The organism is Micromonospora sp. USAFONa4 (assembly GCF_057197825.1).
Genome location: NZ_CM170072.1, coordinates 1,532,507 through 1,545,918, shown reverse-complemented (window position 1 = coordinate 1,545,918; position 13,412 = coordinate 1,532,507). Strand labels below are relative to the sequence as shown.

The window sequence follows — 13,412 nt, the reverse complement described above, 5'->3', positions numbered from 1 at the left end:
ACGCGTCCTGCGCAGGCGCGTACGTATCTGACGCGACGGGCGGCCCCGAAACAGGCGGTACCGGCGGCGCGTCGACGGGTTGGGCCGGTGGCGCGGAGACAGGACGCGGGGCCGGTGCGGCGGGGACCGGCTCGCTCGTCCCGGCGGCCGGCCCGACAGAACCGGCCCGGGACGCCTCCGCCCGCTCGGCCGGAGGGCCGGCGACGGGGGAGACCGGCGCTGTGGACACCGGCGTCGCAGCGCCGACGGGCGGAGCGGACACGGAACGCGGATCGGTCGCGGCGGGTGGAACACCACGGGTGTCAAGAGCCTTCGGTGACAACCATGGTGTTCCACCGGTGGGCGCAGCCAGCTCGTTCAGCGTCCGCTCGACCGGTTCGAGCGTGGAAGTGGTGGCGTGCCCGTCCATGCGCGGGGCCGACGTGTCCGTGTCCGCCGCGTTCAGGTAGGGCGGCGGCGCTGATTCGTACCGTGCCGCTGCCGTCGGGGCGGTTCCATTCGCCGTAACGGGATCGGGCCCGGTCGGCTGTGTCTGGGCTGCCGCCGTCGGTGCTTCCGGCACCGGCCGTACGACCGGCGCTGCGACCAGCGGGCCGGACGGTGGTGCCGACACCGGCCGGGCAGGAGTTGCGGAGACCGGGCGCGGCGCGGAGTCGGTCTGCCCGGGAGGCGCGGAGACGGGCGCTGCGGAGTTGCTCTGCACCAGCGGCGCGGACGGTGCGGAGACGGGCGGCGGTGCGGGCACGGGCGGCGCGGACGCAGGCGGCGTGGACGGTGCGGGCACGGGCACAGGCGGCGTGAACGGTGCGGGGATGGGTGGCGCGGGCGCTGCGGGGACGGACGACGCGGGCGGTGCGGAGACCGGCTGCTCCGGCGGGACGGCGAACGGCGTCGGGTCCGCCGGCGTCGGTTCCTGAACGGTCGGCGGCGTCGGGACGGTAGGCGCAGGGGACGTCGGGGCAGGCGCGGAGGTCGGGCCGGCGGGCGGACCGGACACCGGGTCGGGTGCGGAAGGCGCCGGCCCAGCGGGCGAACCGTGTACCGACGCGGGAAGGGTGGGCGCGGGCGATGTCGGCTCAGCGGGCGGACCGGACACCTGCTCGGAAAGCGAGGACGCGGGCGGTGCCGGCGCTGTCGCCGGTACGACCCGTGGGCCGGATGCCGGTGGGATGGCCGGCGGGACCGGGGCCGATTCCGCCGGGGCGACCTCGGTCGGCGGTTCCGGGTGGTCGTGAGACGGCGACGTGGATCTCGCCGACGACGAGGTGGCAGGTTCGGGCGAGGCGGCACCGCCATCGGGAGGATTCGGGACCGACCCGTCGAGGGCACGGGTCGGCACGGCGTCTACGCCCGACGCGCTGTGGGGAGTCGACACGCCGCTTGCAGCCACCGTGCCGCTTGGTGCCGTACCACTCGGGGCCGCCACCTCGCTGAATGCCGGCGCGCCGCTCGATGGGGCCGTGCTGCTCGGAGTTGACACGCCGCTCGACGCCGCCGCGCCACTCTGCGCCGCCGTGCTGCTCGGAGTCGCCGTGCCACTCTGCGCTGGCGTGCCGCCCAGGGGCGGCGTGGTGGTCGGGGGCGGGTCAGCCTGGCCGGCCGGTTGAGAGCCGTCCGGCGTGACCGGGGCAGGTGCCACGGGCCGGGACGGTCGGAACCAGGCGTCCGGTCCGCTCGGGGTAGGTGCCTGGGGAGGCGGCGGAGCGGCCGGTGTGGGCGGGCCGCTCGGCGGTGGCGGGACGTACCGCCTGGGCCTGTCGGGCGCGATGGGCGCCTGCGGTGCCGGGACGTCCTGCCTGGCCGTGCCTGCGGCTCCCGGGGCTTCCGGCGAGCGGTGCGGTGCGGTCGGACGGGTGGCGGACGGCTGCCCGGACGGCGTGGGGGCCGGGGGCTGGGTCACGGACCGGGCTTCGCCGTGCCCGGTGCCCGGGTGCGGCGTCGGTGCGTCCGGCCGGGCCGGTCCTGGGTGTGCCGGGACCGGGCCGGGTGCCGTGCTGGCTGTCGTGTGGCGGGCCGGACCGGCCGCGTCGACGGTCGTCTCCGGGGCCGGACCAGGCGCCGCGCTGGCAGTCGCCGGCCGGGCCGCGTCCGGGGCCGGACCGGACACCCTGCTGGCGGTTGCCTCCGGCGCAGGCAGGAACTCCAGGCGCGGTCGGGCGGCGGGAGGCGCCGAGATCGGCGCGGCGTCGTCCTCAGGGGCCGGGCGGGGCGTGTGGCCGGTGGCCGGACCCGCCGGCGGCACCGGCCGCCCTACCACCTGATCCACCGGGCCTGCCGGCGACACCGGGTGGCGGCCGACGGTCGGGCCTGCCGGCGATACCGGGTGGCGGCCGTCCGGGCCTGCCGGCGACACCGGGCGGCCGTCCGGGCCTGCCGGCGAGACCGGGCGGTTGATGGTCGGACCCGCCGGAGACGCCGGGGCCGGGGCGGGACCCGCCGGCGCCGTTCGCCTGGAGAGGGGCCCGGCGGGTGAGACCGGGTTGGCAGGCGAGACAGGCCCGGACAGAGGACCGGCAGGCGACACCGGCCGACCGTGGACCGGCGCGGTCGGGTCGGGCCGGTCGGAGCGTGGCAGGTCGCGGGCCGGCGCGGGGGAGACGGGGCGGCCCGGCGGCGGAACGTCCCGGGCCGGGGCCCGGAAGCCCGCCGGTCCGGGGGCCTGCGGCCCGGACGTCGTCGGGGAGCCGTAGGTGGGGGACTGCGGCCGTTGGTCGTACCCGGGCGGGAGCGGCGGGGTCGCGGCGTCCTGGGGGCGGTCGGCCGGTCGCCGGTGCTCGGGGCGGGGTTCGGCGCGCCGCGCCGCGTCCCGGTCGGAATTGGGGCGCAGGGGGCCGGCCGGGGGCCAGGGCAGGACGCCGTCCTGCTGCGGGTGTCCCCGGTACGCCTCGGCCTGGCGAGGGGCGTCGGGCCGGGCGACCCCGCGCGGTCCCCGCTCCGGGTACGTCTCGGCACGCGCCGCCTCGTGCGCCCGCCAGCGCTCCTCGGGCTCCTGCTGCCGCCGCTGGCCGTCCGCAGGCGCCTGCTGCCCGGCGGGGGCCCGGTCGGGGCGCGGCCACCCGTCGGCGGGTACGCCGGCCTCGCGGCCCCGTCCACCGGGGCTGCGGTCCCACTGCGAGTCGGCGGAGCGCTCCGGCTGCGCGGCGGCCGAACGCCCCCACTGGGAGCCGGAAGGACGCTCCCGCTGCCCGTCGACCGGACGCTCCCGCTGCCCGTCGACCGGACGCTCCCGCTGCCCGTCGACCGGACGCTCCCGCTGCCCGTCGACCGGACGCTCCCGCTGCCCGTCAAAAGGACGCTCACGCTGGCCGTCGGACAGGCGGGGCTCCGGGGCAGGGGTCGCCCACTGGTAGCGGCGCCCGTCAGCGTCCGCCTGGCGGTCGTCGACGGTCTCCGCCCGGCGGTCGTGGCTGGACGCGACCGGGCGGTCGTGAACGCGCCCGGGGCGGTGGTCGTGGCCCGGGTCCTGCCGGCGGTCGTAGCCGGTGTCCGGGCGCTCGTACGCCGCGGGGCGGCGGGGCGGCGTGTCCTCGTCGGGCTCCGGGAGCCAGCCCGGCTCGGGCCGGCCGGCGGGGGAGACGGGGCGGTCCCGCCCGGCCGGCTCGTACCGGGGGGTGCGGCTGTCGTAGCGGTCGGGACCTGCGTGGTCGCGCTGTCGGGGGGAGTCGACGGGCCGGCCGGGGGCGTCGAACTGACCCCGGTCGTTGCGGTGCGGCGGCTCCTGCCGGGGCGGCCACTGCCGGTCGTCCGGCCGGCGCGGCTCGGCGGGCGGGCGGCGGTACGACTCGTCGCCGTACCGACGAGCGTCGGGGCCGTCCGGTTGGCCGTGCCACGCGTCGTGCCGACCGGGCCGCCCGTCGGGCAGGTCGTCCCACGACCGGCCGATGTAGGTCCCGTCCGGCCGGGTGGGCGCGAGCGGGGGCACCTCGGCCCGGCCCACGGCGGAGCGGCCCCGGGGCGCGGCCGGTGCGTGTTCGACGCCGATGTCGCCCGCGTAGCGCTGGCCGGGGAACTGCGGGTGCCACTCGGTGGTGGGCTCGATCATCCAGGCCGGTTCGCCGGAGTCGTGCCAGTGGTCGGAGTAGCGGCTCATCCGGTTGCCCTGTCGCCACGGAGGGTAGGCGGAACGCCCGGAGCCAGCCGCCGGCAGGCGGGCGCGCCCGGGTGCCCGGCTGGCGTCCGTCCGCTCACGGCGGAGCCCCGGTGGCCGGCCCGCGTCCGCTCGCTCACGGCGATGTCACCTCGTTGGAAATTGTCGCGCTGGGCGCTCCACGTGCCGGTAGAGTCGCCCCTCCGGTACGGCGTGGCTGCGGAAGGAGGGTAGCGGCGTGGGCTCGCTCACCGCCACTGTGGCACCGCCCACCGCCCCAAACGTTATCCTATGGTTCCGGACATTTAAGGCTATAACCGGATCAGGCTTCCGCCGTTACGCCACGTACCGGCAGGCGTCGTTGGCGGGCGTCGTGACCAACACGGTCTTCGGCTTCCTGCGGTGCTACGTCCTGCTCGCGGCGGTCGGCGCGGCCGGCACGGTGGCCGGGTACGACCGGGGGCAGCTCGCCACCTTCGTCTGGGTGGGCCAGGGCCTGCTGGCGGTCGTCCTGCTCTGGGGCTGGACCGAGCTGGCCGACCGGATCCGCACCGGCGACGTCGCCAGCGACCTGCTGCGGCCCGTGCACCCGGTGACCAGCCATCTCGCCGCCGACCTGGGTCGCGCCGGCCACGCCGCGCTGGTCCGGTTCCTGCCGCCGGTGCTGGTCGGGCCGCTCTTCTTCGAGGTCCACGTGCCCCGCCGCTGGGCCACCCTGCCGATCTTCGCGTTCTCCGCGGTCGTCGCCGTGGTCCTCTGCTTCGGCTGCCGGTTCCTGGTCAACGCGACCGCGTACTGGTTGCAGGACGTCCGGGGGCCGGTGATCCTCTGGACCCTCGCGTCGGGCGTGCTCGCCGGGCTCTACTTCCCGCTGCGCTTCCTGCCGGAGTGGCTCCAGCTCGTCCTCTGGCTGGGCACCCCATTCCCGAGCCTGCTCCAGACCCCGCTCGACGTGCTGGTCGAGCGCGACCCGACCGGCACGCAGGTCGGGCTGGTCGGCCTCCAGCTCGCCTGGGCGGTGCTGATCCTGGCCGCCTGCCGGCTGGTGCAGCGACGCGCGGAACGCCGCCTGGTGGTGCAGGGTGGCTGAGACGTCGGGCGGGGCGCTGGCCGCGTACCGGGCGCTGCTCGGCGCGCAGGCCCGGGCGCAGACGGCGTACCGGACCTCGTTCGTCATCGACGTGGTCGGCAACGTCGGGTCCACCGTCTTCGACGTGCTGACCGTACTGGTGATCTTCGGGGTCACCCGGGAGCTGGGCGGCTTCACGCTGCGCGAGACGCTTGTGGTCGTCGGCCTCTCGACGTGCGCGTTCGCCGTCGCCGACCTGCTGGTGGGCAACATCGAGCGGCTGCCCCGGTACGTGCGCACCGGGCTCTTCGACGCGGTGCTGGTCCGCCCGCTCGGCGCCCTGCCCCAACTGCTGCTGATGGACCTGCCGCTGCGCAAGGTGTCCCGGGCGGTCTTCGGCCTCGCCGTGCTGGTCGTCGCGGTCGGCTCCGCCGGCGTCGAGTGGACCCCGGCGCGGGCGCTGCTGGTGGTCCTCGCCCCGCTGGCCGGGGTGGTCTTCTTCGGGTCGGTCTTCGTGGCCACCGCCACCGTCTCGTTCTGGTGGGTCGACTCGGGTGAGCTGGCCAACTCGGTCACCTACGGCGGGCGGGACTTCACCTCGTACCCGGTCACCGTCTTCGAGGGCTGGTTCCGGGCGGTGTTCGCGTACGGCCTGGGCTTCGCCTTCGTCAGCTACCACCCGGCGCTGGCGCTGCTCGGCCGCGCCGACCCGCTCGGCCTGCCGGCGTGGGTCGGCTGGACCGCGCCGGCCGTCGCGCTGGTCGCGGCCGTCGGTGCGGCGGCGGCCTGGCGCACCGGGGTCCGCCACTACCGGAGTACGGGGTCGTGAGCGACGACGTGATCGTGGCCGACGGGCTGCGCAAGGAGTTCACCGTCCGGGTGCGCACCGGCCGGCTGCGGCGGGAGAAGCGGCGGGTCACCGCCGTGGACGGGATCGACCTGCGGGTGGCGCGCGGCGAGATGCTCGGCTACATCGGGCCCAACGGCGCCGGCAAGTCGACGACGCTCAAGATGTTCACGGGCGTGCTGACGCCCTCCGCCGGCGAGGTACGCGTGTGCGGCCTGCGCCCGGTGGCCGAGCGGACCCGGCTCGCGCTGCGCGTCGGCGTGGTCTTCGGCCAGCGCTCGCAGCTCTGGTGGGACCTGCCGCTGGGCGACTCGTTCGCGCTGCTGCGGCACGTCTACCGGGTGCCGGCCGCCGCGCACGCCGCCCGGCTGCGCCGCTGCCGGAGCCTGCTCGACCTGGATCCGTTCCTGGACACCCCGGTCCGGCAGCTCTCCCTCGGGCAGCGGATGCGCGGCGAGCTGACCGCCGCGCTGCTGCACGGCCCGGAGGTGCTCTTCCTCGACGAGCCCACCATCGGCCTCGACGTGGTCAGCAAGCAGGCGGTCCGCGGCTTCCTCGGCGAGCTGGGCCGGGCCGGGGACACGACGCTGGTGCTCACCACGCACGACCTGGCCGACATCGAGCGGCTCTGCCGGCGCCTGGTGGTGGTCGACCACGGGCGGGTGGTGCACGACGGGTCGATCGCCGCGCTGCACGAGCGGTACGGGTCGCGCCGGCTGCTCGTCGCCGACCTGGACGCCCCGCTGGCCGAGCCGCCGGTGCTGCCCGGCGCGCCGCTGCACCGCCAGGAGGCCGACGGGCACCGGCTGGTCTTCGCGTTGGAGTCGGCGGGGGTGGCCGAGGTGGTGGCGGCCCTGGCCGGGCTGGGCGCGCTGCGGGACGTCTCGATCGTCGAGCCGGACATCGAGGACGTGGTGGCACGGCTCTACGGCAGCCGCTGACGCCGCCGCAGGGCCAGCCGCCGGGGCCCCGACGGCGACGGCCCCGTACCGCGGGGCGGTAGGGGCCGTCGGAGCGGCAGGCTCAGACCGGGTCGCCGATGTTCACCCGGGGCGCGGGGGCGCGCATCCGGCGGAAGGTGATCGACCGCATGATGGCGTAGAGGTAGAGCGAGCCCATCCGCTGCCCGGTGTTCGGGAAACGCTCCCTGACCAGCTTGCGGATCTTGCGCGAGATCAGGAGCGAGTCGACCACCACACCCAGGGCGAGCGCGCCCCAGAGGATGTTGGAGACCAGGCGGACGACCGGCGGCATCGCGGCGTTCGAGCCGATCAGCACGATCAGCGCCCCACCGAAGAACCAGGTGCCGACCGTACGCCGGGAGTCGACCACGTTGCGGGCCAGCAGCCGCTCCGGGCCGCGGTCGCGGGGGCCGCCCTCACGACGGAACTCCTCCGCCGCCTCGGCGCGCAGCTGGCGCTTGCGCTCCCGCTGCTCCTCCTTGGTCAGCGGCTTGGTGGCCGCGGCCGGCCGGCGGCCGGCGGTCGGCCGCTTCGGGGTGGCCTTGCCCAGCTCCTTCTTGCTCGGGGTGTAGCCCCGGGGCTGGGCGGGCGTGGACTCCTCGTCGGGGGTCACCGGGGTGACGGCCTCGTCGACGAGGTCGGAGGACTTGCGGCGAAACAGCGACGGCACGCGGAAAGGGTAGCCAAACGACGGCGCCCGGTGCACATCGCGGTGCACCGGGCGCGTACGGGAGTGGTCGACGTTACGGGCGCTCGACGTGCGCGCCCAGGTCGGCAAGCTTCGCCTCGAAGTCCTCGTAGCCCCGGTTGATCAGGTCCACGCCGTAGACGCGGGAGGTGCCCTCGGCGGCCAGCGCGGCGATCAGGTGGCTGAAACCGGCCCGCAGGTCGGGGATGACCAGGTCGGCGGCGTGCAGCTTGCTCGGCCCCGCGATCACCGCCGAGTGCTTGAAGTTGCGCCGGCCGAAGCGGCACGGCGTGCCGCCCAGGCAGTCCCGGTAGACCTGGATGTTGGCGCCCATCGAGTTGAGCGCCTCGGTGTAGCCCAGCCGCTGCTCGTAGACCGTCTCGTGGACGATGGACAGGCCCCGGGCCTGGGTGAGCGCCACCACCAGCGGCTGCTGCCAGTCGGTCATGAAGCCCGGGTGCACGTCGGTCTCCAGCGCCACGGCGTGCAGCTCGCCGCCCGGGTGCCAGAACCGGATCCCGCCCTCCTGGCCCGGGTCGCCCAGCTTCGGCGGCCGGGCGTCGGTGACCTCGTACTCGCCGCCGACGGAGCGGAAGATGTTCAGGAAGGTCATCATGTCGGCCTGCTGCGCGCCGAGCACCTCGACGTGGCCGCGGGTGGCCAGCGCCGCCGCCGCCCAGCTCGCCGCCTCGATCCGGTCCGGGATCGGCCGGTGCGTGTAGCCGTGCAGCCTCGGCACACCCTGGATCTCGATGACCCGGTCGGTGTGCACCTTGATGATCGCGCCCATCTTCTGCAGGATGCAGATCAGGTCGATGATCTCCGGCTCCACCGCGGCGTTGCGCAGCTCGGTGACGCCCTCGGCCATCACGGCGGTCAGCAGCACCTGCTCGGTCGCGCCGACGCTCGGGTACGGCAGGGCGAACTTGGTGCCGTGCAGCCCGTTGGGCGCCGACAGGTGCAGCCCCTCCGGGGTCTTCTCGACCGTCGCACCGAACTCCCGCAGCGCCTGGAGGTGGAAGTCGATCGGGCGCGGCCCGATGTGGCAGCCCCCCAGGTCGGGGATGAAGGCGTGGCCGAGGCGGTGCAGCAGCGGCCCGCAGAAGAGGATCGGGATCCGGCTGGAGCCCGCGTGCACGTTGATCTGGTCCGTGCTGGCGCTCTCCACGTTCGCCGGGTCGAAGACGAGCTCGCCGTCCTCCCCGCCGTCGGTGACCTTGACCCCGTGCAGGCCGAGCAGGCCCCGGACCACCTCGACGTCGCGGATCTTCGGTACGTCGAACAGTCGGCTCGGGCTGTCACCCAGCAGGGCGGCGACCATCGCCTTCGAGACCAGGTTCTTCGCGCCGCGCACGCGGATCCGCCCTTCGAGCGGGGTACCTCCGTGTACGACCAGGACGTCGTCGGTCAACGCAACCTCCAGCGCGTCGGTGCTGCCGTGTTGATGGTGGGGCACGCGATAGTCATCGCTACCCGGAATGCGGCCATGTCGAAACGGCCCGCGTGAGTCGTCGCACCGGCAGCATAGCCCTCGGTGACGATCATGGACCCGGTCACATCGTCCCTGAGGGTACTAATCGGTGATCGGACCCTTTTCCGTGCCAATACTGCTACGGAGGGTGATCAGCTCGCTGCGGGCGGCGGGGTGTCGGCCGCGGGCAGGGCCAGCATCTTCTCCAGCGCCACCCGGGCGTGGTGCGCGGTGTCCGGGTCGACGGTGATCTGGTTGACCAGCCGGCCGGCCACCAGCTCCTCCAGCGCCCAGACCAGGTGGGGCAGGTCGATCCGGTTCATGGTCGAGCAGTAGCAGACGGCCTTGTCCAGGAACATGATCTGCTTGTCGGGGTGGGCCAGCGCGAGCCGGCGGACCAGGTTCAGCTCGGTGCCGACCGCCCACGCCGAGCCGGCCGGGGCCGCCTCGATGGCCTTGATGATGTATTCCGTCGAACCGACGTGGTCGGCGGCGGTGACCACCTCGTGCCGGCACTCCGGGTGGACCAGCACGTTCACCCCCGGCACCCGCTCCCGCACGTCGTCGACGCTGTCCAGCGTGAAGCGGCCGTGCACCGAGCAGTGCCCGCGCCACAGGATCATCCGCGCGTCACGCAGCTGCTGCGGGGTGAGCCCGCCGTTGGGCTTGTGCGGGTCGTAGAGGACGCAGTCGTCCAGCGAGAAGCCCATCTCCAGCACCGCCGTGTTGCGACCCAGGTGCTGGTCGGGGAAGAAGAAGACCTTCGAGCCCTGCTCGTACGCCCACTCCAGCGCCCGCTTCGCGTTGGACGAGGTGCAGACCACGCCGCCGTTGCGGCCGACGAAGCCCTTGATGTCCGCCGAGGAGTTCATGTACGTCACCGGGACGGTCTCCGCCGCGATGCCCAGTTCGGTGAGCACGTCCCAGGCGGTCTCGACCTGTGACAGCACCGCCATGTCCGCCATCGAGCAGCCGGCGGCCAGGTCGGGCAGGATCACCTTCTGCGCGTCCGAGGTGAGGATGTCGGCGCTCTCGGCCATGAAGTGCACGCCGCAGAAGACGACGTACTCCGCGTCGGGCCGGGCCGCCGCCTCGCGGGCCAGCTTGAACGAGTCGCCGGTCACGTCGGCGAACTGGATCACCTCGTCGCGCTGGTAGTGGTGCCCCAGCACGAAGACCTTGCTGCCCAGCGCCGCCTTCGCCGCCGTCGCCCGGGCCACCAGGTCCGGGTCGCTGGGCGCCGGCAGATCACCCGGACACTCGACGCCGCGCTCCGTGGCGGGGTCGCTGCCCCGGCCGAGCAGCAGCAGTGCCGTCGCGGTGTTGGAGGGTTCCACCCAGGTCGAAGTCACGTGCCCCATGGTCCCACAGTGCGGCCTCGGCGCAGCCTCCAGCGGTGTGTGCTGCCACACTGCTCGGCATGCGCGTGCTGCTCTGTCCGGACAAGTTCGCCGGCACCCTGCCGGCCCCGCAGGTCGCCGACGCCGTGGCCACCGGCTGGCGGGAGGTCGCGCCCGGCGACGACCTGCTCGTGCGGCCCCTGTCGGACGGTGGGCCGGGCTTCATCGACGTGCTCTCCGACGCCCTGGGCGGGCGCCGGCTCCCGGTGCCGACCGTCGACCCGCTGGGCCGCCCGACGACCGGTGAGATCCTGCTCACGGACGGCGGTGCGACCGCCTGGCTGGAGAGCGCCCAGGCGTGCGGGCTGCACCTGCTCGACGCGGCCGAGCGGGACCCGAAGACCACCTCCTCGTACGGGCTGGGGGTGCTGGTGGCCGCCGCCGTGGAGGCCGGCGCCCGGACGGTCGTGATCGGGCTGGGCGGCTCCGGCACCAACGACGGTGGCGCGGGCATGCTCGCCGCGCTCGGCGTGACCCCGCTGGACGCCACCGGCCAGGCACTGCCGTACGGCGGGGGCGCGCTCGGCGCGGCGGACGCCCTCGACGGCGCGCCCCGGCTGCGCGACGCCCGCCTGGTGGCCGCCACCGACGTGGACAACCCGCTGCTCGGGCTGCACGGGGCCAGCAACGTGTTCGGCCCCCAGAAGGGCGCCGACCGGGCCGACGTGCTGCTGCTCGACGCCGCGCTGGAGCGCTTCGCCGCCGTGCTGGAGCGGGACCTGCCCGGCTGCCCCGAACGGCTGGGCGCGCTGCCCGGCGGCGGCGCGGCCGGCGGGCTGGGCGCGGCCGTCCTGGCGCTGGGCGGGCACTGCGAGTCGGGCATCGGCCTGGTCACCCGGGCGATCGGGCTGGACGTCACCCTCGACGAGGTCGACCTGGTGATCACCGGGGAGGGCTCGTTCGACCACCAGTCGCTGCGCGGCAAGGTGGTGGCCGGGGTGGCCGGCGCCGCCCGGGACCGGGGCGTGCCCTGCGTGGTGGTCGCGGGTCGGGTGAGCACCGGGCGGCGGGAGGCCGGGGCGGCCGGGGTGACCGACGCGTACAGCCTGGTGGAGCACTTCGGGGGCGAGGAACGCGGCGGGCTGGCCGCCGCGATGGAGCGCCCGGCCGAGGGGCTGCGGGCGCTCGGCACCCGGCTCGCCCGGCAGTGGAGCCGCTGACCACGGCCCGTGCGGGGGCGCGCCGGACGGCGGCCCTGGTCACGCCGGACGGGTGGGGCCGGCCGTGGCGGCGTACGATCGGATCTGGACCACACCGGGAATGGCTGGGCGACAGGAGATGTTGGCCAGTTGCGTCCGGACCCAACCGCGCAGGGAGATTTCACGTGACCACGCCAGCGCAGACCGAGTCGACCGAGGCCAAGGCCCCCACGTCCGTCGTCCTCACCGACGTCGCGGCGCAGAAGGTCAAGGCCCTGATCGAGCAGGAGGGCCGCGACGACCTGCGGCTCCGGGTCGCCGTGCAGCCGGGTGGCTGCTCCGGCCTGCGGTACCAGCTCTTCTTCGACGAGCGCTCGCTCGACGGTGACGTCGTCACCGACTTCGACGGTGTCGAGGTCGTCGTCGACCGGATGAGCGCCCCCTACCTGGCCGGCGCCACCATCGACTTCGCCGACCGGATCGACGCCCAGGGCTTCACCATCGACAACCCCAACGCGGGCAACTCCTGCGCCTGCGGTGACTCGTTCAGCTGAGCCAGACCTCCGCTGACCACGGCGGGGCCGTCCTCCGGGGCGGCCCCGCCGTCGTCTTCCGGTCGGGAACGAGCCGTCGGGAAGATGACCCGGGGCCGACCGACCGGTCATCCTGAGGGGGCCGGGCCGGTAGGCTGACCGGCGCCCTGCTCCCGACCCCGAGGGTTGACATGAAGATCGCCGTGACCGGCTCGATCGCCACCGACCATCTGATGAGCTTCCCCGGTCGCTTCGCCGACCAGTTCATCGCCGATCAGTTGCACAAGGTCTCGCTCTCCTTCCTGGTGGACGACCTGGTGCTGCGGCGTGGCGGGGTGGCGGCCAACATCGCCTTCGGCATGGGGCAGCTCGGCCTGCGCCCGGTCCTGGTCGGCGCGGTCGGCGCGGACTTCGCCGACTACCGCTCCTGGCTGGAGCGCCACGGCGTCGACTGCGACTCGGTGCACGTCAGCGAGGTGGCGCACACCGCCCGGTTCGTCTGCACCACGGACACCGACATGTGCCAGATCGCCTCGTTCTACGCCGGGGCGATGAGCGAGGCACGCAACATCGAGCTGGCGCCGGTGGCCCGCCGCCTCGACGGGCTGGACCTGGTCCTGGTCGGCGCGAACGACCCGGAGGCGATGCTGCGGCACTCCGCCGAGTGCCGGGAGCGCGGCTACCGGTTCGCCGCCGACCCGTCCCAGCAGCTCGCCCGCATGGACGGCGAGGACGTCGTCGGGCTGATCGAGGGCGCCGAGTACCTCATGACCAACGACTACGAGAAGTCGCTGCTGCAGAGCAAGGCCGGGCTGACCGACGCGCAGCTGCTCGACCGGGTCAAGGTGCGGGTCACGACGCTGGGCAAGGACGGGGTGGAGATCGCCGGGCGGGACTTCGACCGGATCCACGTGCCGATCGCGCGGGAGACCCAGGCGATCGACCCGACCGGCGTCGGCGACGGCTTCCGGGCCGGCTTCTTCACCGCCCTCTCCTGGGGGCTCGGGCTGGAGCGGGCCGCCCAGGTCGGCTCCCTGCTCGCCACGCTGGTGCTGGAGACCGTCGGCACCCAGGAGTACGAGGTCCGCCGCGACCTGTTCGTCAAGCGCCTGGCCGAGTCGTACGGCGACGTCGCCGCCGAGGACGTCCGCCCGCACCTCGTACCGTGAGGTGACACCGGCGCTGGTCGCGTCCGTCGGGCCGCCGGGAGTGGGCA

At 74.9% G+C, this 13,412-nt stretch carries 10 protein-coding genes; 7 read left to right on the top strand and 3 right to left on the bottom strand.

Translation table 11 applies throughout. The features are described 5' to 3' along the window. Positions 1-1,244: 1,244 nt before the first annotated feature. From AC0OO9_RS06245 to AC0OO9_RS06230, 4 genes are all read left to right on the top strand, one after another. The gene (locus AC0OO9_RS06245) at positions 1,245-1,607 is read left to right on the top strand and encodes a hypothetical protein (protein ID WP_484516219.1); all 363 of its coding nucleotides are present in this window, start codon (positions 1,245-1,247) and stop codon (positions 1,605-1,607) included. A 2,718-nt stretch (positions 1,608-4,325) separates the two neighbouring features. After that, entirely contained in the window at positions 4,326-5,177 is an 852-nt protein-coding gene (locus AC0OO9_RS06240; protein WP_484516217.1) for an ABC transporter permease, read from the top strand. After that, complete coding sequence (locus tag AC0OO9_RS06235) at positions 5,170-5,985, top strand: ABC transporter permease (protein WP_311411539.1); 816 nt, start codon at positions 5,170-5,172, stop codon at positions 5,983-5,985. Before AC0OO9_RS06240 ends, AC0OO9_RS06235 begins: the two co-directional genes overlap by 8 nt. Then, positions 5,982-6,944 (top strand): ABC transporter ATP-binding protein, encoded by a 963-nt coding sequence (locus AC0OO9_RS06230; protein WP_484516215.1) that lies wholly within the window; start codon positions 5,982-5,984, stop codon positions 6,942-6,944. The genes AC0OO9_RS06235 and AC0OO9_RS06230 overlap by 4 nt, the downstream gene beginning before the upstream one ends. Before the next feature lie 82 nt (positions 6,945-7,026). On the opposite strand, the gene AC0OO9_RS06225 is transcribed toward AC0OO9_RS06230, so the two are convergent. The 3 genes from AC0OO9_RS06225 to nadA all read right to left on the bottom strand — a co-directional run bounded on the left by AC0OO9_RS06225 (position 7,027) and on the right by nadA (position 10,476). Further along, positions 7,027-7,635 carry a DUF3043 domain-containing protein gene (locus AC0OO9_RS06225; RefSeq protein ID WP_421452319.1) on the bottom strand — a complete coding sequence of 203 codons (609 nt, stop codon included), beginning with the start codon at positions 7,633-7,635 and terminating at the stop codon, positions 7,027-7,029. A 73-nt stretch (positions 7,636-7,708) separates the two neighbouring features. Beyond that, complete coding sequence (murA, locus tag AC0OO9_RS06220; RefSeq protein ID WP_484516214.1) at positions 7,709-9,109, bottom strand: UDP-N-acetylglucosamine 1-carboxyvinyltransferase; 1,401 nt, start codon at positions 9,107-9,109, stop codon at positions 7,709-7,711. A 167-nt stretch (positions 9,110-9,276) separates the two neighbouring features. Continuing rightward, positions 9,277-10,476 carry a quinolinate synthase NadA gene (gene nadA / locus AC0OO9_RS06215; RefSeq protein ID WP_484516212.1) on the bottom strand — a complete coding sequence of 400 codons (1,200 nt, stop codon included), beginning with the start codon at positions 10,474-10,476 and terminating at the stop codon, positions 9,277-9,279. A gap of 68 nt (positions 10,477-10,544) precedes the next feature. Between nadA and AC0OO9_RS06210 the strand changes: the two genes are divergently transcribed. From AC0OO9_RS06210 to AC0OO9_RS06200, 3 genes are all read left to right on the top strand, one after another. Continuing rightward, entirely contained in the window at positions 10,545-11,684 is a 1,140-nt protein-coding gene (locus tag AC0OO9_RS06210; RefSeq protein WP_484517867.1) for a glycerate kinase family protein, read from the top strand. Positions 11,685-11,848: 164 nt separating this feature from the next. Next, the gene (gene erpA / locus AC0OO9_RS06205) at positions 11,849-12,217 is read left to right on the top strand and encodes an iron-sulfur cluster insertion protein ErpA (RefSeq protein WP_091104634.1); all 369 of its coding nucleotides are present in this window, start codon (positions 11,849-11,851) and stop codon (positions 12,215-12,217) included. Positions 12,218-12,387: 170 nt separating this feature from the next. Continuing rightward, positions 12,388-13,365, top strand: coding sequence for a carbohydrate kinase family protein (locus tag AC0OO9_RS06200; protein ID WP_484516211.1), 978 nt, complete (start codon positions 12,388-12,390; stop codon positions 13,363-13,365). The last annotated feature ends 47 nt before the right edge of the window (positions 13,366-13,412 follow it).

What these genes read in the sequence shown, in the direction of transcription:
- AC0OO9_RS06200 (WP_484516211.1), top strand. Translation starts at nt 12,388, where the DNA reads ATGAAGATCGCCGTGACCGGCTCGATCGCCACCGACCATCTGATGAGC.
- AC0OO9_RS06210 (WP_484517867.1), top strand. Translation starts at nt 10,545, where the DNA reads ATGCGCGTGCTGCTCTGTCCGGACAAGTTCGCCGGCACCCTGCCGGCC.